Origin of the sequence: Pectinatus haikarae (assembly GCF_050916305.1) — a bacterium.
GTDB classification, from domain to species: domain Bacteria; phylum Bacillota; class Negativicutes; order Selenomonadales; family Selenomonadaceae; genus Pectinatus; species Pectinatus haikarae.
Genome location: NZ_CP116940.1, coordinates 871,486 through 896,653, shown reverse-complemented (window position 1 = coordinate 896,653; position 25,168 = coordinate 871,486). Strand labels below are relative to the sequence as shown.

The window sequence follows — 25,168 nt, the reverse complement described above, 5'->3', positions numbered from 1 at the left end:
TTCAGGCATAAAAATACACCTTGGCTTGAGTAATTTTTCCTTCAATCCCAGGTGTATGCATCTTACTATTTATTTTTAAACTGAGCCACAGCTTTAAAGGCATTACGGGCAGCGATCTCTGTTTTTTCTATATCTTCATCATTATGCGCACCGCTCATGAACAAGGTTTCAAACTGAGAAGGCGCCAGATATATCCCCTGTTCCAGCATTGATCTAAAGTATATTTTAAAAGCCTCCTGATCGGAAGCCGCCGCCGTTTCATAATCATAAACTTCACCGGCATTGAAAAATATACCAAACATTGAACCGGCCTGATGGGCCTGTATTTTTATCCCTGCTTCCTTTGCGGACGCCTGCATGCTGAGAAGCAGTCTTTTTGTTTTCAATGTCAAAATGCGGCTGTAATCAGGCTGCCCGTCTTCAGGGTCCATAGTCAGCAGAGACAGTGTGACAATTCCCGCCGTCATAGCCAGCGGATTGCCGCTCAATGTTCCGGCCTGATAAACCGGTCCCTTTGGTGCCACCATATCCATTATTTCTTTCTTTCCGCCATATGCGGCAACGGGCAGGCCGCCCCCTATTATCTTACCGAGACAGGTCATATCGGGAACTATTCCGTAAGCCGCCTGTGCACCTCCCAATGATGCCCTAAAACCGCACATAACTTCGTCAAAAATCAAAACAATACCATTTTTTTGCGTCAAATCACGCAAAGTACGCAGATACCCCTGCTTTGGCAAAACAAGGCCCATATTGCCGGCGACAGGCTCGACTATCACAGCAGCGATCTCTTCTGCCCGTTCTTCCAAAACTTTTTTTATAGCTTCACTGTCATTATATGGTACAGTAATCGTATCCTGCGCTGTCCCTTTTGTCACACCCGGACTGTCAGGCACACCGAAGGTAGCCGCACCTGAACCGGCTTTGACCAGCAGACTGTCACCATGTCCGTGATAGCAGCCGATAAACTTGACGATTTTATCCCGTCCGGTGTATCCTCTGGCGGCACGCAGAGCACTCATGGTAGCCTCTGTTCCCGAATTTACCATCCGTATCTTTTCAATGGAAGGATAAACTTGCATGACAAGCTTTGCCAGCTCGCTTTCAAGCAAAGTCGGCGCTCCGTAGCTTGTTCCCTTTTCGACGGCTTTTTGCAGTGCCGCCACCACCTGAGGATGTGCATGTCCCACAACCATCGGTCCCCACGAGCCGACATAGTCAATATATTCATTTCCGTCTATATCATATATTTTGCTTCCCTTTGCATGATCAATAAACGGCGGATCACAATCCACACTTTTATAAGAACGTACCGGACTGTTCACACCTCCCGGCATCAGGGTCTTCGCTTCGCTGAAAGCGGCATGAGATTTATCCAAATGAAGCATACATTTCCCAACTTTCCTCTATAATATTACTCTAAATCTGCTATTCGCTTTCGCGCAGCCATTTTGCCGCATCAATGGCATGATAGGTTATGATACTGTCGGCACCTGCCCGCTTCATACTGGTCAGTGTCTCCAGCACGATGCGTTTTTCATCGATCCAGCCATTTTGGGCGGCAGCCTTCACCATCGCATATTCTCCGCTCACATTATAGGTGACAAGCGGCAGATTTATATGTTCCCTGACACGTCTCACTATATCGAGATATGATAATGCCGGCTTGACTATGATCATATCCGCACCCTCGTCCAAATCAAGGTCCACTTCCTTCATAGCCTCAAGCGCATTTGCCGGATCCATTTGATAAGCACGCCGATCACCAAAGGAAGGTGTAGAATCAGCCGCATCCCTGAAAGGACCATAGTAGGCTGAAGCATATTTTACGGCATATGACATAACAGATATATTAATAAAGCCATCATCATCAAGCGCCTGGCGGATTGCCGACACTCTGCCATCCATCATATCAGAAGGGGCAACGATATCAGCGCCTGCTTTTGCCTGACTCACGGCAACTTTCTGCAAAAGTTCAAGAGTCGCGTCATTGTCCACATAGTGTCCGCACAATTTACCGCAGTGTCCGTGCGAAGTATATTGACAAAGACATACATCGCCCACGATCACCATTTCCGGTACAGCCTGTTTTATGGCAGTTATCGCGCATTGCACGGGACTTTGCATATCCCATGCCGACGAACCGATCTCATCTTTATATTCCGGCAAGCCAAAGATCTCCACTGCCGGAATGCCCAGTGCCCATATTTCTTTTGCGAGCTTCACCGCATTATCCACGGAAATACGGTAACAATTAGGCATACTCGGTATTTCCTCCATGACATTTTTGCCTGCCACTACAAATATAGGATAAATAAAATCCTTTGCGGAAATTTCTGTTTCCCTGACCATCGAACGGAGAGCAGGAGAGATACGCATGCGGCGCGGACGTAATTTTTGCGGAAATTTACTTTCTTTCATGATCATCAAGAGAGTATTCGGCTCTCTTTGTCACCTCTTCTTACGAAAATATTGAATCTGATTCATATTATAGCACAGTATCATCTGTTTAACAGATTTTTACCTGTCTTTTTCCAATATATCGATAGCACCCTTCGGTTATGTATTCTGCGTGAAACGAGCCAAAAATTCCTTTGTCCTTTCATGTTTGGGACTGCCGAAAACTTCCTGCGGCGTGCCATCTTCAACAATAACTCCGTCAGCCATATAAATAACACGCGTCGATACATCTCTGGCAAATGCCATTTCATGCGTTACGATTATCATTGTAAGGCCTTCCTCGGCAAGTTCACGCATTACTTCCAATACTTCTCCCACCATCTGCGGGTCCAGCGCAGAGGTAGGTTCATCAAACAGGAGGATCTGCGGTTTGATGGCCAGTGCCCGCGCTATTGCCACACGCTGCTTCTGTCCGCCTGACAGTTGATCAGGCCGGGCATTTATGTACTGTGCCATACCTACCTTTTCCAGATATTTCATGGCTGTTTGTCTTGCCTCTTCCCGGCTTCTCTTCAAAACAGTGACAGGACTTACCATGCAATTTTGCAGGACAGTCATATTCGTGAATAAATTAAAAGACTGAAAAACCATTCCTACCTTTGTCCTGTACAAAGCAATGTTGTTGCTTGTATCCAGAACATTCTTTCCTTCAAAGATGATGTCTCCTGATGTGGGCATCTCCAAAAGATTTATACAGCGCAGCATCGTCGATTTTCCTGAACCGGAAGCACCTATCACGCTTATCACGTTTCCCTGACCGACTTCAAAATCTATATCCTTAAGTATTTCCCGCTCACCAAAATATTTGACCAGATGATTTATTGCCAAAATAGGCTTTTTCTTTTCTGTAGTCAATTTATTTCCCTCCCATTTTCGTACCGTTAGGAAATATGCCGCTCGGATCAGCCATCGGATCGCCGACCAGCTGATAATCCGCCGAACCGGCCATTCTGCGTTCGAAATAGCGTAAAATACGTGATGCGGCAAAAGTCATAATAAAATAAATCACACAGGTAACAAAAAAGACTTCAAAATATCGATAATATACACCCGCCGCAGATTTAGACGCAAAATAAAGCTCTGTGACCGAAATAACATTCAGTACTGATGTATCCTTTATATTTATAATAAGATTATTGCCGATCTGAGGCATTATATTTCTAAGTGCCTGAGGCAGGACAACTGTGTACATCGTCTGGAAATGGTTCATTCCTATTGCCATGGCAGCTTCGGTCTGCCCTTTATCAATAGAAATTATACCGCCGCGCACCGTTTCCGCCATATAAGCTCCCGTATTCACCGAAACCACCAAAAATCCCGCCAGCATAGCTGACATATCGATGTTAAAAACAGCCATTGATCCGTAATAAACCACCATGGCCTGAACTATCATAGGTGTCCCGCGAAAAATCTCTACATAGGCTGCCAAAACAAACTGGACTGCCCTGTTCAGTATTTTAAGTCCCGTATTTGTTCTTTCTGTAATAGGTACTGTTTGCACAATTCCCACAAAAAGACCGATAGCACACCCGATGAGTGTGCCCACTATAGCCAGCAGCAGAGTCACGCCAGCTCCCTGCAGCAAAGCACCGCCGTATTGATTAATGATGAATACAACCCAGCCGAAAAAAGTTGTCGGCATATCCGCTGTCATCAAACCACTCCCTTAACAAAGATTACAAAAAGTCGCAAAAAACTAAACATATTATACTATGTTTACCGCAATTAAACCATAAAAAAATATGAGGGGCAGTTTTTACACCGCTCCCTCACATCTTTGTGCCATCTTCAGATCATTTAGCCAAAGGCTGGTCCTTTATTGCTTCTTCCATCATTTTCGCACGGTCATCTTCATTGATCTTTGCAAGCTGTTCATTTATCTTCTGCAGCAGCTCACTGTTGCCTTTTTTTACCGCTATGCCCATTTCCACATCTTCCGTGGATGCTTTGAATCCGCCTTCATCTTTAAAGTCCAGCATTTTTAGATCGGGATTGGCATAAGCCGCCGCCATGGCTGTAGGTTTGTCCAAAACCAAAACGTCTACCTTGCCGGAAGTCAAAGCTACCACCATCCCCGGCACATTATCAATTGCCGGCTGCTTATCAGCATTTGGAATCTGATCAATCAGATCATACCATACCGTATTGAGCTGAGATGTTGCCACTGCGCCTTTTAAATCAGCAACACTTTTTGCTTCGGCATACTTGCCGTCTTTTTTTACAAGAGCAACGATCGAAGCATTATAATATACGTCGGAAAAGTCCACTGTTTGTTTGCGTTTTTCAGTTATGCTCATACCGGCGATTACAGCATCTATTTTACCTGTATTAACAGCCGGAATCAATCCGTCCCATTCCATCTTATGAATTTCCAGCTTATAGCCCATGCCGTCCGCGATCTTTTTAGCCATTAAAATATCATATCCCATGGCATATTGGTCCGCATCCGCTATTTTTACCGCTCCGTTAGCATCGTCATTCTGCGCCCAGTTAAATGGGGCATACGCGCATTCCAGTCCCACACGCAGTACTTTTTTGTCCGAATCGGCAGAACCGCCGCAGCCGGCAATCAAAGCTGTGCCGATAGTCAGCACACATACAGCGATTATAGCCGCAATTTTCTTTGTCACTTTCATAAACCGCATCCACCCTTTTAAATAATTTACCAGATTATTACAATAATATAATATTTTTTCATTATAACAACGCATAGTTTGCTTGTCAATTCAATCTATTCACTCATAAAATCTGCGGACAGCGCCTATCAAACCGGCAATAGTATACTTCTGTGCAACAACATCAGGTTTTATTCCATTTTCACGGCATGTTTGTGCCGTGATAGGCCCAATGCAGGCCACAACAGCATTATTGATCAATTCTGTCTTGTTGCCAAGCAGCTTAAGAAGATTCGTTACGGTAGAGGAGCTGGTGAATGTAATAGCATCTATTTCTCCCGCCGCCAGCCTGCCTTCAATATCGTCATCAGATGATGCAGCAGTCACTGTTTTATAGCATTGGACTACATCCACCCTTGCGCCGGCCTTAGTCAGCTCATCTGGAAGTACAGATCGTGCCTCTTTGGCTCTGGGAATGAGTATTTTTGTCCCTTTTTCGATACGTGTTCCCAGCTCTGCCAATATACCTTCCGCGCAAAAGTCATACGGTACAACATCCGCTCTGATGCCGCAACGGCTGAGTTCCTTTTCCGTACTGCTGCCGATAGCCGCTATATACGCTTTTCCCAAAGCACGTGTATCCAGTTTCTTATCAGCCAGACGTTCAAAAAATCTCGCCACGCCATTTACACTGGTGAATACGATCCAATCATATGTACTGATATTTTCAATGGCATTATCCAGCCCTGCAAAATCATCATCCGGATCTTCAATACTGATGACAGGTGCTTCCACACATGCGGCACCATACTGTTCCAGTCCTTCTGTCAATTTTGAAGCCTGCTCTCTTGCCCTCGTGACCAGAATTTTTCTGCCAAACAGCTCCTTATTATCAAACCATCTCAATGAATCCCTCAAGTTGACGACATCGCCGACTATAAAAACAGCCGGCGGCTTAAGTCCATGCTTTTCCACATCAGCCGCGGCATTTTCCACAGTAGTCACCAATACTTCCTGCTGAGCCTTAGTTCCCCATCTCACAAGGGCTGCCGGAGTTTCCGGTTTTCTGCCGTTTGCGATAAGCTGTTTGGTTATATGCGGCAGATTGCCTACTCCCATCAAAAATACCAATGTGTCTATGCCGACCGCAAGATTACGCCAATTTATCCCCGACGCACTGCGGGTCGGATCTTCGTGACCGGTGATGACAGCAAATGATGCCGCCACTTTACGGTGTGTAACCGGTATTCCGGCATAAGCAGCCGCGGAAATAGCCGACGTGACACCCGGAACTATTTCAAACGGCAGTCCATTCTCTCTGAGAGCCAGTGCTTCCTCACCGCCGCGTCCAAACACGAAAGGATCGCCGCCTTTTAACCTGGCTACCGTTTTTCCTGCCCCGGCTTTATCCACCAGCAGCTGATTTATTTCTTCCTGCCGCATCGTGTGCTTGTCTGCCTGCTTTCCCACATATATCAGTTCCGCTCCGTTCGCGGCATAAGCAAGTAATTTCTTATCGGCTAAATAGTCATAGACTATTATGTCAGCCTTTTTTATGCATTCTGCTCCCTTTATTGTCAAGAGTCCGGCATCGCCCGGTCCGGCACCTATAAGATAAACAATTCCCGCCATTTTTTCCTCCGCACTAATATCAAGATATTATTTTCCGCAATATGCAAAACCAATCTGCCTAATCGCACAGAAGTCCTATTTCCTGCATAATTGCCAGCCCACCTTCATCAAGCAGTCTTTCTGCCGCTTTTCTGCCGAGTTCAGCTGCGGAAGAAACCGGACCTGACTCTCTGTCATGAAACAACTGTTTTCCGTCCAAGGATGCTATTACTGCCTCCACAGTGATCACTCCGTCGGCAGCGACGGCATGCACTCCCACAGGCACCTGACAGCCGCCTTCCACTCTTGCCAGAAAAGCTCTCTCAGCGATTGCCTCCTGCCATGATTTTTCATCATGCAGGAACTGCAGCAGATCACGCATTGCATCATCATCCTCACGCGCTTCAACTGCCATAACTCCCTGCCCCACTGCCGGCAGGCAGAGACTCTTTGGCAGCAATTCCCGTATCTTTGCTCCAAACCCTAACCTTTTAAGTCCCGCTGCCGCCAGGATGATCGCATCAAAATATCCCTGTTCCAATTTTTCCAGCCTTGTATTTACATTGCCGCGCAGACTGCCTATCTGAAGATCCGGTCTCACATGCAAAAGCTGCGCCTTGCGCCTGAGGCTGGAAGTACCCACTCTTGCGCCTTTCGGCAGAGAAGTAAATTTTTCATATTTGATGCTGACAAACGCGTCGGCAGCATCGGCCCGTTCTGTTACAGCCGCCAAAACAAGTCCGTCCGGCAGCTGTGTCGGCATATCCTTAAGACTGTGTACAGCTATATCGATTTCACCTTCGAGCATGGCAGTTTCTATTTCCTTGGTAAAAAGACCCTTGCCGCCTATTTTTGCCAGCGGCACATCAAGAACTTTGTCCCCCTTGGTAGTAATATGCAAAAGTTCCACAGTTTTTTCCGGATACTTTTTCCGTATGCAGCCTGCAATATACTCAGCCTGCCACAAAGCAAGCTTACTGCTGCGCGTACCTATAACTATCTTGTTTTTCACTGTTCTTCTCCTTAAGCATATCCAGCTTGAATAATTTTTTCATAGCCTCTATATAAAATTCTTCTTGTACCGTTCCTGCCGAACTATTCAGCTTGGTCATAGGTTCACGAAGAAGCTTGCGCACTATCATTTTTGACATATTTTCCATGGCACGTTCCTGAGCAGGTGTAATATTTTCCAACTTATTCATAGCACGCCTCACTTCACGCCGCCTTATCCGATCCGCCTTGTCCGTCAGCAGAACCATCACCGGTCTGAACGACAGATAACGAAAACGTTCCACAAGATCATCGACTTCCTCAGCTATTATTTTATCCGCAACTTTTGCTTCTTCGCCGCGCCGTTTTATATTATCCTCCACCACAGCTTTTAAATCATCTATATTATATAAAAGCACACCTTTTATATTAGCGACATCCGGATCAACATCACGCGGTACTGCTATATCAATAAATATCAGCGGCCGCCCTTTTCTTCTGGCCATAAACTGCTGTGTTTCCCACGGCTTTACCACATAATGAGGCGCCCCTGTGGACGTGACAACTATATCTATTCCCTCCGCATTGGAAAAAGCCTTATCAAACGGTACTGCCTTCCCGGCAAATTTTTCTGCAAGCATACGTGCTTTTTCAATGTGTCTGTTTGCTATATATATCTTCTGTATTCCCTTGCCCAGAAGATTTTTTGCTGTCAATTCCGCCGTTTCGCCGGCACCATAAATAAGCGCAGAAGAATTGCCGAGGCTGCCGCCGAATACTGTTTTGGCAAGTTCGACCGCAGCATAACTGACCGATACGGCATTATACGCTATATGCGTTTCGGTGCGTACTCTCTTTCCCGTGGTTATCGCCCGATGAAACAAAGTATTGAGAACCGTACTCGTTGCCGAATTTTCTCTGGCGACGGCATACGCCTTTTTCACCTGGCTCAATATCTGTCCTTCTCCGATGATCAAAGAATCCAGACTGGACGCCACCTGAAACAAATGCCTGATACATGCATAATCAGGATAATAATACAAATAGCAGTCGATCTCATCTTCATTGCCGGTCAAATCAAAAAGGAACTGCTTCAATATATCTTTTCCGTCATCGCCGTCATCCAAAACCGCATAAATTTCACTGCGATTGCATGTAGATAAAATCACAGCTTCCAATATCGCTCCGTAATCGTCTATATGGCGAAGTCCGTCAATAACGCTTTCCTGACTGATAGAAAATTTTTCACGCACATCAACCGGTGCCGTTTTATGATTGAGGCCCAAAACTGCTAATTGCATTACGAATCTTATCCTCCGCTTCTCCAAGCTTACCTTCACGTACCATTTTCAATATATTCTCATCAAGTGTGCTCCGCCAAAACTCTTCCCGCTCCCGGAATGTCGGTATCACGGTCATTGCTTCCTTTCTCAGCCCTGCCATTATCTCGATGAACGGTGCATACCCCGCATCAAGGAACTTCTCCAGTTCCCGGCGTATTTCCCTCGCCATGGCAGGACTTTTGCCGTTTGTTGATGAAGTCACCAGCAGATCACCGCGTCTTATAACAGCCGGCATAGCAAAATCACATAAAGAAAGCCTGTCCACAACATTTATCAGAATACCTTCTTTTTTTGCCTCGGCTGCGACTCTTCTATTTATCTCTTCGTCATCAGTAGCACAAACGGCCAGAAAAAAGCCTTTTATATCACCATCCTCATATGATTTCTTCACCCAGGCAAAAAGGCCTTTCTCATACATGGAAAAAAGCTTTTCCGTAATGTCCGGAGCAATGACAGTAACCGCGGCAGCGGCTGACAAAAGCCCTTCTATTTTACGATAAGCGACCTCTCCTCCGCCAACGACCACACAGGCTTTTTCATCAAGGATCAAATTTACCGGATACAAACGTCACACCTCTTTTATTTACGAATAACATTCATTATTTTATTATATAACAAACTATAAAACATTGCTATGATATTATAGTTTTTTGACGGAAAAGCTGTATATATATTATCACAGACGCACAAAAAAACCGGAAACCAAATTGGCTTCCAGCTTCTTCAAAAAATATCATGCCGCTAAAAACAAGTCATGCAAAAAGCCATGCCCTGCCTGTCTTTTTCTCTATGGTCGGAACGGCGGGATTCGAACCCACGACCCCTACCACCCCAAGGTAGTGCTCTACCAAGCTGAGCCACGTCCCGAACATAGATATTATAAGTTTATTTTCCCCTTATGTCAAGCATTATAAGCACGGTAAAGTAATTGACTTTTTACCTCCTGCTATCTATAATTTTATTCATACCGCATCACAGCGGACAATATTGACTGATAAGGGTGATCGCATGGCAGAAAAATTTAAAGCGCTGACTATTGCCGGTTCGGATACTTCCGGAAGCGCCGGCATGGAAGCAGATCTAAAAACTTTTGAAGAAATAGGTGTCTACGGAATGGCGGCACTTACCGTCATAGTGGCTCAAGCTCCCACAGACTGGGCTCACGATATATTTCCCATCGACATTGCTACTGTCGAACGTCAGATAGCCACTGTCGGCGGCGGTATAGGCGCGGATGCCATTAAAACAGGCATGCTCGGTTCAGCTGCTCTTGTCAACTTAGTGGTTGACTCTATTCAAAAATATAAATTTAAAAATATTGTCATTGATCCCGTCATGGTCTGCAAAGGCATAGATGATATAATGGTGCCGGAAGCAGCCGCGGTCATAAAAGCAAATTTAGTGAAATATGCCGATGTCATAACGCCAAACACTCTGGAAGCAGCATATTTGGCCGATATGGAGAGTATAGAAAGCCTTGATGACATAAAACAGGCTTGCATCAATATTCATAAGCTCGGCGCTAAGAATATCGTCATAAAATCGGGCAGCCGCTTCGATTCAGAAAAAATGACAGATGTACTTTTCGACGGCAAAGATTTTCTTATCGAGGAAAAACCGAAATTAGCCAACGTCTATAACAGCGGCGCAGGCTGCAGTTTCTCTGCCGCAATGACAGCTTGCCTGGCAAAAGGACTTAGTGTCCATGAAGCTTTCAATCATACTCAGACCTTCATGCAAAAGGCCGTGGCTGCTTCATTCAAGCTCAATCAATATACAGGCGCTTTATGTCACTGGGCTTCACGTCAATAAATTTTTTCTTCAATATAAGTCATATATGGCAATTCGTTCACCGGGCAATAATTCCCCGTGAATTTATTTTACAGTTAATAACATATAAGGAGCATGAAGTATGAAACAGGAAATCCACACTGCCAAAGCACCTGCCGCTTTGGGACCATATTCACAGGCAATATCCATCTTTGACAAATTGATTTTCACATCAGGTCAGATCGCCATTATTCCCGAAACAGGAGAAATTGCCGAAGGTATTGAAGCACAGACAAAACAAGTGCTTGATAATTTGAAAGCTGTCCTGGAAGAAGCCGGTTCTTCAATGGATAAGGTAATAAAAACCACTGTCTTCATCAAAAACATGAATGATTTTTCCAAAGTCAACGAAATCTATGGACAATATTTTACAGGAACATGCCCCGCACGCTCCTGTGTGGAAGTGGCACGTCTGCCTAAGGATATGCTCATAGAAATAGAAACAGTTGCTCTGCGATGATCTTTTTCGCATAATGACTTTTCTCTTCCATTGAAATTTATTTTATTGTGCTGATTGTTTTATTTCACCAGCATCCTTTTAAAAACTCTATTTGTAAAGCAGAAGGTATATGTTCCCTGTACCTTCACTTTATAAATAGAGTTTTATATTTTAAGAATATATTTTGCTTGACAACTGACATAGTAAGTTTTAAGATGTATTGTGTCAGTTGTCGGAGTGATTTTCTTAGGAGTGATTTTATAATGCGTGCCAAGCTCAGCACTGCTGCTATCGTTGAAACAGCAGCAAAAATAGCCGATGAAAATGGTCTTGATACAGTGACTCTAACATATATAGCAGCAAAGCTCAATATCAAAAAACAGTCTCTTTATAATCATATAGACAGCCTGTTTCACTTAAAATGTGAGCTTGTAATCTATGCAAACGCACATTTAAAGCAATATCTGACACATGCTGCCATAGGTCAATCGCGCGATGATGCTGTCTTAGAAGTAGCTAAGGCTTATCGGCAATTTGCCCTGATATTTCCGGGGCAATATCAGGCAATAATATCACTTGCCTGGGAATGCAAGGAAGATGAAAAATTTAAGGCAGCTTCCCGGGATCTCATGGATGTTTTATTCAAGGTTCTCTCGCAGTATCAGCTACGCGATGAGTATCTTACCCACGCTGTGCGCGGTCTGCGCAGTATCATGCACGGTTTCGTGTCTCTAGAAGCATCGGGATGGTTTCATCAGCCTATCACCAAAGAAGACAGCTATCTATTATTGGTCCAGACATTTATATACGGTGTAGAAGCCGTTGAAAAAGAATAATTTTAAGCAGGTGCTATCATGGAAAATTGGAAACGAAATTTATTTATCTGCTGGCTGGGTTCCTTTGCCACTTCCTCAGCACTGAGCCAGGTTGCGCCTATACTGCCTCTTTTTATCCAAAAGCTGGGTATACACAACCTGGCCGATATCGAATCATGGTCGGGAATCGCTTTTGGCAGTACGACATTTGTCATGGCCTTTTTTTCTCCGTTTTGGGGAAAATTAGCTGACAAATATGGACGAAAACCTATGCTTTTAAGAGCAAGCTTCGGTATGGCCATCGTTGTAGGGAGCATCAGTCTGGCAAATTCAGTATATCAACTGGTCGGTCTGCGCATACTGATGGGAACCATCTCCGGTTATAACTCCGGTTCCATAACACTGATTGCCACGCAATCGCCAAAGGGCAAAGCTGGCTGGGCGCTGGGTACATTATCTACAGGTGCCGTCAGCGGCATGCTTTTAGGTCCGCTCATCGGTGGTTATCTCGTAGAGATATTAGGAATACGCAGTATTTTTATTGTAATGGGTTTTTTACTGTTCACCGCATTTCTCCTGACTTTTTTCTTTGTCCACGAAGATTTTACCCCTTCGGCAAAAAGTCTCATGTCTTTTACCGATATTTGGCAATCTTTGAGTGATAAATCTTTGATTGCCGGGATGTTTGTCACCACTTTTATTATCCAGATGGCTCTTTTCTCAATAGAACCGGTTATAACAGTCTATATATCCACCTTATCCCCGCATACAGACCATCTGGCATTTATCTCCGGATTGGTCTTCGCATCCTCCGGACTTTCCAGTATACTGGCCGCACCCTGGCTTGGCAGGTTATCAGACAAAGTCGGCGCACATAAAGTGATTTTGATTGCTCTTATCTGTGCAGCAATACTCTTCATACCACAGGCCTTTGTCCAAAATGAATGGCAGCTCATGGGGCTGCGCTTTCTTATAGGCATAGCCACCGGCGCCATGCTTCCGTCGATCAATACTATCTTGAAGCAAAATATTCCTTCAGAGATAGCAGGACGTATGTTCAGTTATAATCAAACTGCCCAATTTTTAGGAGTTTTCTGCGGCTCCGTTTTTGGCGGGCAGATAGCCGCACATTTCGGCATAAGAATGTTGTTTTTTTCTACCAGTTTTCTTCTGCTTGTTAATGTCATAGGGGTCCATGAATATGTTTATAAAAAAGCTGACGAGAAGTTTTCCCGCGCAGTTTCACACTCCGTATGACTAGAAAAACAGCAGCTCATCATCAGGGCTGCTGTTTTTTTATATCATTTTTTTTTGCTGACTGCAAATTTCTGCCAAAAAGCCGAAAGGAAACTTATTGAAAAATGAGCCTGCGATAAATATACAAATATAAGCGGAATAACGACCAAGGTGAAAAAGGTAGAAGATAAAAGCCCGCCTATGACCACCCACGCCATACTCACTCGCGTTTCCGATCCGGGTGTTATGGCCAGCGCTGTCGGCAGCATACCAGTCACCATTGTTATTGATGTCATAAAGATAGGTCTTATTCTTGTTTTAGCCGCTTCGACTACCGCATCTCTCGCATTTTTTCCGCGCTGCATAAGTGTCAGTGTATAATCCAGCAGCAAAGTACCATTTTTTGCCACCACTCCGTCCATGACAAGAATTCCCAACAGGGAATACAGATTGATTGTATTTTTTGTCACTGCCAAAAAGAAAAATGCTCCTATCAAACCAAACGGCAAAGACAGCATCCTTATGAATGGCGTCGATAATGATTCATATAAAACCGCCAGAAGAATATATACCAAAAGCAGTGACAAAGCTATGGCCTGCCCCATTTCCGTGAAAGTATCCCTCATGTTGTCCGCCTGCCCCGTAAACCGATAGGAAACACCGCTGCCCATACTTTGCGCCGGCAATTTTGCGGAAATCTGTGATAATACATCCTGCAATGAGCGATCATCGCTTATATTGGCCGAAATATTTATAGCCTCTCTTTTATCGACCCGCCGGAGCATCACCGGCCCCGCATCGTATTTTACATTGGCAATATCGCCCAGCCGGATAAGACCGGATGCCGTACTTACCGGAATAGAGCGTATGTCCGACTCTTTAAACCCGTCGCTTCCCTTTAACCTTACATATATATCGGTATCCTGATGATCATTGTTGGGATCATTCATCAAATATCCTGCCAGTGATCCAGCAATGGCACCGGAAAATACATTCTGAATATTATTGGCAGTAGTATTGAAATACCGCAGTTTTTCTCTATCTACAACAAGCCGCAATTCAGGAGCTCCCTCTGTATATGAACTGCGTACATCTTTAATCCCGTCAATATTATTCAAAGCGTCCTGCACTTTATATGAAGCCTGCACTGTATTATTTAAATCGTTCCCGCTTATTTCTATCTGAATAGGCGCTGTATTTCCCGCTGAATTACCGGTACCTGTACCGCCTGAAATTCCTGGCATAGAATTTTCTGATACATTGACCTGAACTGCGGCATCAGGAAATTGTTTTTTCAAATATGACCGCACACGATCCGTGATCTGCCATATATTTTCACGGGTATTTTTGTCTGTCAGCTGCACACTCACAGCACCGTAATTTCCTGCTGGTTGTCCGATGCTTGACAAATAATTCTTGACTTCGGGCTGCTGCATCAAATAATTTTCGGCTTCTCTTATTTTGTCATTTGTCGCATCGATATTTTGCCCCACGGGAAACTGCATCATTATTCGAAAACTTCCTTCATCCGTTTTCGGCATATATTCTCCGCCTATGAATCCCAGAGGATAGTAGAGACTGATAGCCAGCAAGAATATCACTGTTACGGCAGCCGTAATTTTTTTGGGATGGAAAAAACTCCAGTTCAATATTTTGCCATAATGTATGATGATCTTATTGCCCAGATTATTGAAGAAATCCCATAACTTACCCTGCGGCGGCTCACCAATCCCATTTTTATAAAATCGTGCCGCCAGCATCGGTGTCAAAGTAAATGATATGGCTAATGAACAAAGTGTCGCAAAAACTATTGTCATGCCGAACTGTCGAAAAAACTGACCTGTCATCCCGTTCATAAAAGCTATCGGCATAAATACAACAACATCACATAAAGTAATCGCTATCGCCGCCGTACCGATTTCGTTTCTTCCGTCCTCAGCTGCCTGTTCAGCATTTTTTCCCTTTTTTAAATGTCTGTTGATATTTTCCAAAACAACGATAGAATCATCCACCAATATACCGACACACAATGACATCCCCATCAAGGACAGCATATTGAATGTAAATCCCGCCACGTACATCATAAAAAAAGTCGTTATCAACGATGTAGGAATAGCTATGAGCACAGCTATGGTAGATCGCCAGCCGCGCAGAAATAAAAACAATACCAACCCAGTGGTAAAAAGTCCCTCAATCAGCGCTTCCAGGGTATTATGCAAGGCGTCTTCCACATAGGTGGATGAATTTGTGATCACAACAAATTGATAATTCGGATAATCTCTCCGCAGAGTATCAAGCTGCTGCATAACAGCCTTTGTAGTATCCACAAGATTGGCATCACTGTTTTTGTATACAGATAAGGAAACCGCATCCTGCCCGTTGGTCCTTGCATATCTTGTTACCCGCTTATCCTGCTCCTGCACATCGGCTATGCTCGAAAGAGGGATCGCCGTATTTTTTCCATTATTCACATGTATTGCCGCCAACTCCTCGGGGGACTTGAACTGCGCTGTCAGACGAACATTCGTTTCCGACTGGGAATCAAATACAGATCCTGCCGGAGTCATTACATTTTCCTGTTCGATGCGTGAAACGATCTGCGCCAGCGACAAATTAAAATATGCCAATTTATCTTTGTCAACATTAACGGCTATCTCCTTATCTCTGCCGCCGCCGAGCTGAACGTCGGAAACACCGCCTGCACGCTGCAATTGCTCAACAAAAGTATCATTGGCGACAGTATAAACCTCTCCGAGCGGTCTGTCAGACAAAACCGATATCTCAAGAATCGGCAATGCGTCAACATCCCGCTTTAATACTGTCGGCGTTTGGATACCATTTGGCAGCTTATTTAAAACAGCATTGACATACTGACTGGTATCAATGGCCGCAGCGTCTATATTTGTCCAAAACTGGAATTCCAGAGTGATCTGCGCTTTCTCCGGTCTGGCCACAGCTGTCATATGTTTTAAATTGGTAAGAGAAGATAACGAATTTTCCAGAGGTTTTATTACGTCCTGCTCTATCTCTTCAGAGTCAGCACCCGGATAATTGACTGTCACCGTGACATAGGGAATATTAATAGCAGGCAGCAGCTCCACGCCGATGCGATAAAAGCTGAACAGACCAAGCACCACAAAAAACAGAACGATCATTGAAATCCCTATAGGTTTTTTTATACAGTACCTGGTAATATTCACTGCCCATCGCTCCCGTCACCCAAAGGATTTATTTTCATGCCATCCTTCAGACGGGACAAATTATCGACGGCTACATTTTCTCCGTCTGAAAGCCCGCTGATGATCTCTTCATCCTCGTCTCCCGATGCTCCGACCGAAATTTCTTTTTGTGTTACCGTATTATCCGCATTAATGATAAAAACATAATTTTTCCCATTCTTAGCTATTACTGCTGCCTTCGGCACCGTTATTACATTGCTGCGCAATATGCTTTTCAGCACGGCATGTGCAAACATCCCGCCTCTGAGCAATCCGTCGGGATTTTCTACAGAAACTCTGAGCACATACGTCATTGTCGATGAATCAATTGTCGGACTTATATATATAATACTGCCGTCAAAACTGTTGCTCAGTGATTCGATATTCACAGACAAAGAATTCCCCAGTGAAAAAGCAGGCAGATCCTGCTCCGATACCTGATAATCCACATACATTACACTATTATCATATACGCTCAAAAGTTTCTGCCCAGCTGTCACCATATCTCCCGCTTCAACCTGGCGATAACCTATCGTTCCGTTTATCGATGAAGTCAAATACATATCATTTTTTTGTTTCTGTGCCGCTGCCAAAGAACTTTTTGCCTTGGCGATATTTTCTTGTGCTGATGTGACAGATGACGCTGTTCCTCCATCCATCTGATTTTCTATTGAATTTAAAGCGGCTCTGGCATCTTCCACCTGCTGCTGTGCCGTATCCATATCGTCCGCGGAAATCCCGCCTACATCATAAACATTTTTATTCCGCTGGTATGTTGCAAACGCTTTGTCATAATCAGCCTTTGCTTTATCATAATTTGCATTCAGCTGCACTTGTGTTGTTCTCGCATCAGCTACTGCCTGATTATACGCATGCTGGTCAACAGAAACAGTCAATGCCGCATCGTCGGCATCTTCCCTGATCAAAACCTGCCCCGATGACACCTGCTGTCCAAGTGCAGCGCTGACGTTTTCTATTTTTCCCGGATATTTTGCCGCAATATCTACCTGTGCTTTTGGCACAGTCTGCCCAACAAGCGAAATATTTTTAAGAAGATCTTTTTTTTCAGCACTTACGGCATGCACTGCTGTAACCAATTTTTTCTCATTTTGTACCTGCTTTTGATAAAATAAATGATATATTCCCACAAAGGATATTCCCGCAGCCATAATAATACCGATAATGATAATCCGTCTTCTCTTTGTTTTTGCCAGACTAGTCAATTGCATAACATTTCTCCGCTCTTCGCTTTTTTTATCAAAACAAAATACATTGCAATATATGATATCTGCCTTATCGTTCATACAGACACTGATCTATATGTTTCTGTCCCGAAGCATTAACTGTCATTATATAGCATCACTGCCTTTATTTTGTATATTATATTACCACTGCATAAGCTATTTGTTGCAAATCTATGTCATAAAAATAAATTTTTTCTAAATTTTTTTATCAAGAATATAAACTTTAGTATCTATTTTATATTTAATAATATTAAAATTACTACTTTACTTTTATTATGTATAATATTATTATAATATCACAAACAAAAAGTTATCAAATAATAAAATAATATATACGAGAGGATGTTTATAATGAAAAAGAATTTATTTATGTTGGCAGCAGTATTATTTGGGGTTTCTCTTGCAGGGGCGGCACAGGCAAGTCCCGCAAATTCAAATTTTGTGATTACGAATATGAGCAGCAGTGAAAAGGGCATCTATCGCGAAGCCGACACCAATCCCACTTCCTACAGCAAAAAAGAAATCAATGGGCACATCTATGAAAGCTGGGTTGACAATAATACCGCCTATACTAAAGTTGACGGAAACCTCACCAAAGAGTATAAAATAGATAACGATTTGCAAAGACCGCCTATCAACAATATGAGCAGCAATAAAAGATAATAAATCCAAACAAAAAGGTGCTCCTGCTTTATTGCAGGCAGCACCTTTTTTAGTATTATGAAACAAACATATATTTATTCTTATCGAACTTTTTAGCTGTATACATTGCCTTATCCGCCAAGTTTATCAATTTGCTCACTTGTATACCATCACCAGTATATATAGATAGAATCCATTATTAACGGACAAAAATCTCTTTGTTAAAATGAATACACCTATTTTTTAATTTGCACCGATAAAACTATCTTCAACGGTCATTATACATTTTATTGTAATAATTTCTATACGAACCATTCATTATATCTTCCCACCACTTTTTATGCCGCATATACCAATCTATCGTTTTCTTTATCCCTTCGTCGAATAAAGTATGCGGCTGCCAGTCCAAATCTTTTCTTATTTTCGATGGATCAATAGCATACCTTCTGTCATGCCCCGGTCTGTCTGTGACAAATTCAATAAGTTCCCGTGACTTGCCCAATTCTTTCAATATAGTTTCCACCACCTGCAGGTTTGTTCTCTCATTATGTCCGCCGATGTTATAAACTTCTCCCACTTTTCCTTTTCTGACAATAAGATCAATCGCTTCACAATGATCCTTTACATAGAGCCAATCACGCACATTTTCACCTTTCCCGTAGACAGGCAGAGGCTTATTATTAAATGCGTTTGCTATCATCAACGGAATTAGTTTTTCCGGGAAATGATAAGGTCCATAATTATTAGAACAGCGGGAAATGGTCACCGGCATTCCGTATGTACGGCAGTAAGCTTGTACCAAAAGATCAGCCGATGCCTTCGAAGCTGAATATGGACTTGATGCATGAAGAGGAGTGGTTTCGGTAAAGAACATATCAGCAGCTTCAAGCGGTAGATCACCATAAACTTCATCCGTAGAAACCTGATGATAGCGCTTTATACCATATTTTCGGCACGCATCCAGCAAAACGCCTGTCCCCATTATATTGGTGCGCAGAAAGATTTCTGGTGAATCTATCGATCTATCGACATGGCTTTCTGCTGCAAAATTGACAACCACATCCGGTTTTTCTGCCTCAAAGAGTTCATAAATAAATTTTCTATCTGCTATATCGCCTTTTATAAACTTAAACTTTTCATTTTGCAGTGCTCTTTCCAGTGTTGACAGATTGCCTGCGTAGGTCAGCAAGTCAAGGCATATTACTTCATCATTATATTTGTCAAGCTGATAATAAACAAAATTGCTGCCTATAAAACCGGCACCACCGGTAACTAATATTTTCATGAATAATGCTCCTTACAAAATTATTGCCTATCGCAATCAATATACTTCTATATTTTACCATAACGAGTATTTTTAATCAGCAAGATATTTTTCTTCTCAGAGATCGCAATTCCCTATTTTAAACAATCATTGATACTTTTCTGTCACAAAACAATAAAAGGTTTTAATATTTTTTGTCGAATATATTATGAAAATATATTTATAAGGGAGCCAATATTGTGGCAGTAAAAATTATGATAGTAGATGATTCTCCATTTTCCCGTACACTGCTTGCAGATATTTTCAGTGAAGGAAATTATGAAGTCATCGCTGAAGCTGATTCTCTCGACACTGCTGTAGAAATGTACAATAGAAAAAAGCCCGACATTGTCACCATGGATATAGCGATGCCCGGACATGACGGCTTTGAAGTGAGCCGCGCCCTATTACACAACGATCCCAATGTTAAAATAATATTGTCCAGTTCTATGAAGGATTATGAAACAGAAATGCAGGCCAAACGTATCGGCATAGCCGGTTATGTACAAAAACCATTCGAGGCTGCTGAGCTGTTTTCAGTTATAGACAAGGTCCTTTCCCCCGATAATCTTTTTGAAGAATTGTTGCGTACAGGTTTGGAAGCATTCAAAGAGGCACTTTCCCAGAATATAACAAGAATGGCAAAAAGTCCGCTTTCCTTCGCCGAAAATTCCTCCATAAGTGAACCATATATTTCCAAAGGGATCACTTCTATAATAGGCATAACCGGACAATATACCGGTACAATGATCATGGACCTTTCCACTGAAACTTCAAATAATCTTACAAAAGCAATTCTGCACCGCGCTCCAAAAAATTCCGAAGAAATGCTGGCTGTGGTTTCTGAGCTTGCCAATATAATCGGCGGGAGAGCCTGTTCGATGCTCAATAAAAAAGAAAAAGCTCTTGGGCTGCGCGTTTCTCCGCCCAGTATGTTCCATGGTGAACTCGCCGAGCTGGTCAGCCCCAGTTTAAAAATAGAGCAATCACTGGCTAAAACGGATTATGGCGATATATTTCTGGGTGTTGGCTTTAAAAAAGGAGCGACACTATGGATGTAAATATCATCAATCCAGTCCTGACAGCTTTCAAAGAAATTTTACCGCAAATTGGCATTCAAAACGTAGAAAAAACCAGTCTTTCATTGACCGGTCCTTTATTTTCTTATAAGGGCATTTTACTCAATATAGCAGTAGTCGGTTCGATAAAGGGTGCAATTTTAATAACAATGGACAAAGAAAGTGCAAAAAAAGTCGCAGCAAAAATGATGATGGGCATGGAAGTCACTGAATTTAATGATCTTGCTTTAAGTGCACTATCGGAAATGGGCAATATGGTCTGCGCCAACGCATGTACTCAGTTCAGCAAAATAGATGTTGAAGGTCTTGATATATCTCCGCCGACTCTTTTAATGAGTGATACTGAATGCCAGGTCACCCTGCCTGTTCCGAAAACTATAAGCATCGATCTTCTGTGTGATAATATTCCTATAAAGCTTCATGTCGGATTAATGTAATAAAAATTATCTCCAGTTAATCAAAAATGCTGCAATGAGCCAAAACAGCTCATTGCAGCATTTTTATTAACAATAATACAGAAATAATCATAATAATTTATACTGCTCCATATAATAACATGTATTATCAATCCCAATTATACATAATAAACGAACATTGCCATACAGACAAAGTTATATACTAAAATGTCTTTTTGTTCTGACATAATTTAGTATTTTTATAATTTTCCAAATAAACTATACTATATTTAGAAATTATTATGTACAGAATTTAATGACTTTAAAAATACCGCCGGTATTTATGGCAGATTGGAGGAATTTATATGACATCGGATATTTTATCGGCGCGCGAAAAGAAAATATTGACAATTTTACTGAAGGCCGGTGACTATACAACTGCTTCCCGCCTGTCAAGAATCTTAAGTGTCTCGGAAAAAACTGTATATCGTGATTTTCAGTCTATAAGATATAAATTCAAATCACAAAATTTTATTCGTCAGGAGCATGGCAAAGGATACTATCTGGACGATTCCTCATCACTAAAAAATATTATTGACCCAGTAAAACATAAGGATGTTTTTCTCGGCATTGACGTAGAAACGCGCCGCAGAAACATTGCCGTCTTACTGTTGTTGCAGACTCCCGTAGAAACTTCTATTAACAAACTGGCCGAGTTATATTTCATAAGCAACGCCTCTATCGTGAACGATCTCAATATACTTGAACAGGAATTACTGCAATATGACCTTTCGCTCATCCGATCACGCAACGGTACCCATATTGAAGGAACTGAAGATAATATCCGAAAATTACTGATGCAAAAAATCAATTTATTTTCTGCCTCCGGTGATCAATCTATATTTTCATTCGTCAGCGATACTGCCGATGATCATGCACTATACTCATTTTTTTCCCATAAGGATATACGATTTGTAAAATTGCTGCTGGATAATGCTGAACAAATATTATGCGGAAAAATAAAAGATCCCTACTACATTAATATTTTCACTCATATTCTCATACTTGTAAAACGATTGGAAAACAACAGCAGTTTGTGTCTAAAAACTTCCCTGAACGAATATCAATATAAAAATAAAATAATTGCCCATTGCACAACCTTGATCATGAATGAATTGAAAAGATATCTGAATAAAACAATTCCTGAAAACGAGATTTTTTATATTTATCAATACCTATATTCGTCACGCATAGATACAAATCAAGAACCACCAGATGTTAAATTTGATATTCCGCACAATGAAGAAACAGCTTTCGTAGATGAGCTTATTTCAAAAGTTTCCTCAAAAATAAATTTCAATTTATCAAAAGATATTACTTTGAAAACGTCACTGCTGCTGCATATACGTCCACTTACCAAACGTATAGAAAGCCGTATTTTCATTTCCAATCCTTTAAAAAATGATATGAAAAAGGATTTCACTCAGATTTACCGAGCAGTTGAGGAATCTTTGAATGAACAAGTTTTAAAAACGGATTTTCAAAATCTGAGTGACGACGAAACATCATATATTGCAGTATATTTTCAGGCCGCCCTGGAACGGCAAACTCAGCAAAAACGTGTAGGAATTGTTTGTTCCAGCGGGGTCGGTACATCCCATCTGTTGGCTGCCCGCGTAAAGAGAGCCTTTCCAGACTGGAAAATAGTGGATATAGTCTCAGCCAGTCATGCCCATTTGTTTAATCCCCAGGATACAGATCTGATTCTTTCAACAGTGAAAATAGAAAACAAAAAAGACATTCCTACAGTCGTAGTAAGTGCCATTTTCAATGATTTTGACATTGTAAGAGTAAAACAAATTATGCAGATAATATAAATGATTTCTTATTCCTGACAAGTTTTTTACTTCGGTCGAAATTTTGCAAATCATCATATACTGAGCTTGATCGCGCTCTATCCACCATTTGTAGAAACACGAATATTCTTTTCCGGGCACCGGCGCGCGGATAAATTTTCCATGGAGGACACAAATATGAAAATTGAAAAAATTTTAAACAAAGACCTAATTGATCTCAACATGAACGCCAAAAATAAAAACGAAGCTATAAAAACACTTGCAAAGCTCCTAGCCAAGACCGGCAACATCTGTGATACAGATCTTTTTATAAAAGATGTATATGCCAGAGAATCCGAAGGAAAAACAGGATTGGGCAGTCACATTGCAATTCCCCATGGAAAATCGAATGCTGTAAGAACCACATCAATAGCCGTAGGCAGAACAAAAAATGATCTGGACTGGGAATCTCATGACAATCTTCCTGTTCACGTAGTAATTTTGTTTGCTGTAAGAAACATTGACAAAACAACTATCCATTTAAAACTGCTTTCACAGGTCGCTGTGGCGCTGGCTGATGATGAGACGCTTGAAAAATTGCTCACTACAAACGATAAAGCGGAAGTCATCCGTTTATTATCAAATAAAATGAATTAAAGGAGAGATAACATGAATATTGTCGGAATCGCTGCATGTGTCGCCGGTGTTGCACACACTTATATAGCCAAAGAAAAATTGATTAAAGCTGCTCAAAAAGCAGGCCATATCATCAGTATGGAAACTCAGGGCCAAATAGGCACCGAGGACGAGCTTTCTTCGGAGGAGATCAAAAATGCCGATGTTGTCATTTTAGCCGTTGACACCGCAATAAAGGGACGTGACCGCTTTACAGGCAAGAAAATAGTTGAAGTGCCCACAGAAGTAGCCGTTCATTCTTCTGGAAAGCTTATAAAGCACATAGAAGAAAATATTGATTCTTAAAACAAGTTTAAGGAGATTGGCAAAATGAAAAATCTTAATATTAAGAAAAATTTAATGACTGCAATATCCTATCTAATTCCATTTGTCTGCTGCGCCGGAATGCTTATGGTTGTCGGGAATATTCTGGGCGGCCAAAGCATAAAAGATTTCAGCGGAAACACAAGCATCGCAGATGTCCTTTTCACGCTGGGCGGTGACGGCCTGGGGCTTTTATCCGTATTTATATCAATGTTCATCGCTTATGCCATCGCCGACAGGACAGGAATTGTCCCCGGCTTCCTGTGCGGCGTGCTTTGCAAAGAATACGGCTACGGTTTTTTAGGCGGTCTGCTTGCGGGTTTTCTGGCCGGTTATCTGGCCGTTTACTTGAAAACCGCCATAAAATTGCCTGCCTGGTTTGAAGGCATAAAACCTATGCTCATTCTTCCTTTTCTTACCACTTTGATCATCGGGTTGATCATGCGTTATATAATCGGTATCCCGATCCATGCCTTGCAGGAATTCATCAACTATGCTCTCACCACACTGCAAGGCGGATCTGTACTCATATTGGGTTTAGTGGTTGGCATTCTGTCTGCAGTCGACTATGGCGGACCTATAAACAAAGTCGTATTTGTATTTTGTCTCGGATTAATGTCGGAAGGATATACCACCCCCATGAATGCGCTTATCTCCGCTTCAATGATAGCGCCCCTGGGTCTGACGATCTGCTACTTCCTGAGCCGTGCAGTAAAGCGCGACATATTTTCAGGCGATGAGGCCAATGCTCTAAAAAGTGCATTCATCATGGGCTGCTGCCAGATAACCGAAGGTTCTTACCCCATCATACTCAACGACTTGGCCAGAATTACCATATGCACTGCCATAGGTGCCGCAGTCAACGGAGCCCTGGTTTTTTACTGGGAATGCACAAACCCGATAGTATGGGGCGGCTTCTTCACTATCCCGGGCCAGAACCAGCCTGGACTCTGGACCGCTGCACTGCTGATTGGTTCATTTATATTTGCGGTTTGCTGCTTATTCCTGAAGCGAAAACCAGCTGCAAAAACTACCGAAACTGAAGAAGAGCAGGACTTGGATTTATCAAATGTCAAAATTTCCGGCTGATGATCCCGCCTGTTGCACTTGCCAA

The 25,168-nt window shown here is 42.4% G+C and carries 23 protein-coding genes and 1 tRNA gene; 11 read left to right on the top strand and 13 right to left on the bottom strand.

The window, feature by feature from the left end:
• Window positions 1-65: 65 nt before the first annotated feature.
• From hemL to NXG61_RS04295, 10 genes are all read right to left on the bottom strand, one after another.
• Window positions 66-1,388, bottom strand: coding sequence for a glutamate-1-semialdehyde 2,1-aminomutase (hemL, locus tag NXG61_RS04340; protein ID WP_196604041.1), 1,323 nt, complete (start codon window positions 1,386-1,388; stop codon window positions 66-68).
• Window positions 1,389-1,428: 40 nt separating this feature from the next.
• Window positions 1,429-2,427: a porphobilinogen synthase gene (gene hemB, locus NXG61_RS04335; RefSeq protein ID WP_231038513.1), complete on the bottom strand. Its 999-nt coding sequence runs from the start codon at window positions 2,425-2,427 to the stop codon at window positions 1,429-1,431.
• Window positions 2,428-2,559: 132 nt separating this feature from the next.
• On the bottom strand, window positions 2,560-3,291 hold the full coding sequence (locus tag NXG61_RS04330) for an amino acid ABC transporter ATP-binding protein (RefSeq protein ID WP_196604467.1): 732 nt from the start codon (window positions 3,289-3,291) through the stop codon (window positions 2,560-2,562).
• A gap of 25 nt (window positions 3,292-3,316) precedes the next feature.
• Window positions 3,317-4,114 (bottom strand): amino acid ABC transporter permease, encoded by a 798-nt coding sequence (locus NXG61_RS04325; protein ID WP_196604042.1) that lies wholly within the window; start codon window positions 4,112-4,114, stop codon window positions 3,317-3,319.
• A gap of 139 nt (window positions 4,115-4,253) precedes the next feature.
• On the bottom strand, window positions 4,254-5,096 hold the full coding sequence (locus NXG61_RS04320) for a transporter substrate-binding domain-containing protein (protein ID WP_196604043.1): 843 nt from the start codon (window positions 5,094-5,096) through the stop codon (window positions 4,254-4,256).
• A 99-nt stretch (window positions 5,097-5,195) separates the two neighbouring features.
• Entirely contained in the window at window positions 5,196-6,707 is a 1,512-nt protein-coding gene (gene cobA / locus NXG61_RS04315; protein WP_307224062.1) for a uroporphyrinogen-III C-methyltransferase, read from the bottom strand.
• A 58-nt stretch (window positions 6,708-6,765) separates the two neighbouring features.
• On the bottom strand, window positions 6,766-7,698 hold the full coding sequence (hemC, locus tag NXG61_RS04310; RefSeq protein WP_196604045.1) for a hydroxymethylbilane synthase: 933 nt from the start codon (window positions 7,696-7,698) through the stop codon (window positions 6,766-6,768).
• Window positions 7,661-8,977: a glutamyl-tRNA reductase gene (gene hemA, locus NXG61_RS04305; protein ID WP_196604046.1), complete on the bottom strand. Its 1,317-nt coding sequence runs from the start codon at window positions 8,975-8,977 to the stop codon at window positions 7,661-7,663. The genes hemC and hemA overlap by 38 nt, the downstream gene beginning before the upstream one ends.
• Window positions 8,946-9,584, bottom strand: coding sequence for a precorrin-2 dehydrogenase/sirohydrochlorin ferrochelatase family protein (locus NXG61_RS04300; RefSeq protein WP_196604047.1), 639 nt, complete (start codon window positions 9,582-9,584; stop codon window positions 8,946-8,948). The genes hemA and NXG61_RS04300 overlap by 32 nt, the downstream gene beginning before the upstream one ends.
• Before the next feature lie 225 nt (window positions 9,585-9,809).
• Window positions 9,810-9,886 (bottom strand) — tRNA-Pro (locus NXG61_RS04295).
• A gap of 141 nt (window positions 9,887-10,027) precedes the next feature.
• Between NXG61_RS04295 and thiD the strand changes: the two genes are divergently transcribed.
• The 4 genes from thiD (at window position 10,028) to NXG61_RS04275 (ending at window position 13,360) form a co-directional block, all read left to right on the top strand.
• Window positions 10,028-10,831: a bifunctional hydroxymethylpyrimidine kinase/phosphomethylpyrimidine kinase gene (thiD, locus tag NXG61_RS04290; RefSeq protein WP_196604048.1), complete on the top strand. Its 804-nt coding sequence runs from the start codon at window positions 10,028-10,030 to the stop codon at window positions 10,829-10,831.
• Between the two features lie 100 nt (window positions 10,832-10,931).
• Window positions 10,932-11,309: a RidA family protein gene (locus NXG61_RS04285; protein ID WP_196604049.1), complete on the top strand. Its 378-nt coding sequence runs from the start codon at window positions 10,932-10,934 to the stop codon at window positions 11,307-11,309.
• 242 nt (window positions 11,310-11,551) lie between these two features.
• Complete coding sequence (locus NXG61_RS04280; RefSeq protein WP_307224066.1) at window positions 11,552-12,124, top strand: TetR/AcrR family transcriptional regulator; 573 nt, start codon at window positions 11,552-11,554, stop codon at window positions 12,122-12,124.
• 18 nt (window positions 12,125-12,142) lie between these two features.
• Window positions 12,143-13,360, top strand: a complete 1,218-nt coding sequence (locus NXG61_RS04275) for a multidrug efflux MFS transporter (protein ID WP_307224068.1) — start codon at window positions 12,143-12,145, stop codon at window positions 13,358-13,360.
• A 44-nt stretch (window positions 13,361-13,404) separates the two neighbouring features.
• On the opposite strand, the gene NXG61_RS04270 is transcribed toward NXG61_RS04275, so the two are convergent.
• Window positions 13,405-16,539: an efflux RND transporter permease subunit gene (locus tag NXG61_RS04270; protein WP_307224070.1), complete on the bottom strand. Its 3,135-nt coding sequence runs from the start codon at window positions 16,537-16,539 to the stop codon at window positions 13,405-13,407.
• A complete protein-coding gene (locus NXG61_RS04265; protein WP_307224072.1) occupies window positions 16,536-17,786 on the bottom strand; it encodes an efflux RND transporter periplasmic adaptor subunit in 1,251 nt (416 codons plus the stop codon). The genes NXG61_RS04270 and NXG61_RS04265 overlap by 4 nt, the downstream gene beginning before the upstream one ends.
• A gap of 366 nt (window positions 17,787-18,152) precedes the next feature.
• Between NXG61_RS04265 and NXG61_RS04260 the strand changes: the two genes are divergently transcribed.
• Window positions 18,153-18,464 (top strand): hypothetical protein, encoded by a 312-nt coding sequence (locus NXG61_RS04260; protein WP_196604054.1) that lies wholly within the window; start codon window positions 18,153-18,155, stop codon window positions 18,462-18,464.
• Between the two features lie 247 nt (window positions 18,465-18,711).
• On the opposite strand, the gene rfbB is transcribed toward NXG61_RS04260, so the two are convergent.
• Window positions 18,712-19,728: a dTDP-glucose 4,6-dehydratase gene (gene rfbB, locus NXG61_RS04255; RefSeq protein WP_196604055.1), complete on the bottom strand. Its 1,017-nt coding sequence runs from the start codon at window positions 19,726-19,728 to the stop codon at window positions 18,712-18,714.
• Between the two features lie 218 nt (window positions 19,729-19,946).
• Between rfbB and NXG61_RS04250 the strand changes: the two genes are divergently transcribed.
• From NXG61_RS04250 to NXG61_RS04225, 6 genes are all read left to right on the top strand, one after another.
• Window positions 19,947-20,807 (top strand): response regulator, encoded by an 861-nt coding sequence (locus NXG61_RS04250; protein ID WP_307224075.1) that lies wholly within the window; start codon window positions 19,947-19,949, stop codon window positions 20,805-20,807.
• Window positions 20,798-21,262 carry a chemotaxis protein CheX gene (locus tag NXG61_RS04245; protein WP_196604057.1) on the top strand — a complete coding sequence of 155 codons (465 nt, stop codon included), beginning with the start codon at window positions 20,798-20,800 and terminating at the stop codon, window positions 21,260-21,262. The genes NXG61_RS04250 and NXG61_RS04245 overlap by 10 nt, the downstream gene beginning before the upstream one ends.
• A 323-nt stretch (window positions 21,263-21,585) precedes the next feature.
• Window positions 21,586-23,097: a BglG family transcription antiterminator gene (locus NXG61_RS04240; protein ID WP_307224077.1), complete on the top strand. Its 1,512-nt coding sequence runs from the start codon at window positions 21,586-21,588 to the stop codon at window positions 23,095-23,097.
• A gap of 156 nt (window positions 23,098-23,253) precedes the next feature.
• Window positions 23,254-23,712: a PTS sugar transporter subunit IIA gene (locus NXG61_RS04235; protein WP_307224078.1), complete on the top strand. Its 459-nt coding sequence runs from the start codon at window positions 23,254-23,256 to the stop codon at window positions 23,710-23,712.
• A gap of 12 nt (window positions 23,713-23,724) precedes the next feature.
• A complete protein-coding gene (locus tag NXG61_RS04230) occupies window positions 23,725-24,036 on the top strand; it encodes a PTS fructose transporter subunit IIB (protein WP_307224080.1) in 312 nt (103 codons plus the stop codon).
• 24 nt (window positions 24,037-24,060) lie between these two features.
• Complete coding sequence (locus tag NXG61_RS04225; protein ID WP_307224081.1) at window positions 24,061-25,143, top strand: PTS fructose transporter subunit IIC; 1,083 nt, start codon at window positions 24,061-24,063, stop codon at window positions 25,141-25,143.
• The last annotated feature ends 25 nt before the right edge of the window (window positions 25,144-25,168 follow it).

Coding starts and splice junctions, on each gene's coding strand:
- hemL (WP_196604041.1), bottom strand. CDS start 1,388: ATGCTTCATTTGGATAAATCTCATGCCGCTTTCAGCGAAGCGAAGACC.
- hemB (WP_231038513.1), bottom strand. CDS start 2,427: ATGATCATGAAAGAAAGTAAATTTCCGCAAAAATTACGTCCGCGCCGC.
- NXG61_RS04325 (WP_196604042.1), bottom strand. CDS start 4,114: ATGACAGCGGATATGCCGACAACTTTTTTCGGCTGGGTTGTATTCATC.
- NXG61_RS04320 (WP_196604043.1), bottom strand. CDS start 5,096: ATGAAAGTGACAAAGAAAATTGCGGCTATAATCGCTGTATGTGTGCTG.
- cobA (WP_307224062.1), bottom strand. CDS start 6,707: ATGGCGGGAATTGTTTATCTTATAGGTGCCGGACCGGGCGATGCCGGA.
- hemA (WP_196604046.1), bottom strand. CDS start 8,977: ATGCAATTAGCAGTTTTGGGCCTCAATCATAAAACGGCACCGGTTGAT.
- thiD (WP_196604048.1), top strand. CDS start 10,028: ATGGCAGAAAAATTTAAAGCGCTGACTATTGCCGGTTCGGATACTTCC.
- NXG61_RS04285 (WP_196604049.1), top strand. CDS start 10,932: ATGAAACAGGAAATCCACACTGCCAAAGCACCTGCCGCTTTGGGACCA.
- NXG61_RS04280 (WP_307224066.1), top strand. CDS start 11,552: ATGCGTGCCAAGCTCAGCACTGCTGCTATCGTTGAAACAGCAGCAAAA.
- NXG61_RS04275 (WP_307224068.1), top strand. CDS start 12,143: ATGGAAAATTGGAAACGAAATTTATTTATCTGCTGGCTGGGTTCCTTT.
- NXG61_RS04265 (WP_307224072.1), bottom strand. CDS start 17,786: ATGCAATTGACTAGTCTGGCAAAAACAAAGAGAAGACGGATTATCATT.
- NXG61_RS04260 (WP_196604054.1), top strand. CDS start 18,153: ATGAAAAAGAATTTATTTATGTTGGCAGCAGTATTATTTGGGGTTTCT.
- rfbB (WP_196604055.1), bottom strand. CDS start 19,728: ATGAAAATATTAGTTACCGGTGGTGCCGGTTTTATAGGCAGCAATTTT.
- NXG61_RS04245 (WP_196604057.1), top strand. CDS start 20,798: ATGGATGTAAATATCATCAATCCAGTCCTGACAGCTTTCAAAGAAATT.
- NXG61_RS04240 (WP_307224077.1), top strand. CDS start 21,586: ATGACATCGGATATTTTATCGGCGCGCGAAAAGAAAATATTGACAATT.
- NXG61_RS04235 (WP_307224078.1), top strand. CDS start 23,254: ATGAAAATTGAAAAAATTTTAAACAAAGACCTAATTGATCTCAACATG.
- NXG61_RS04230 (WP_307224080.1), top strand. CDS start 23,725: ATGAATATTGTCGGAATCGCTGCATGTGTCGCCGGTGTTGCACACACT.
- NXG61_RS04225 (WP_307224081.1), top strand. CDS start 24,061: ATGAAAAATCTTAATATTAAGAAAAATTTAATGACTGCAATATCCTAT.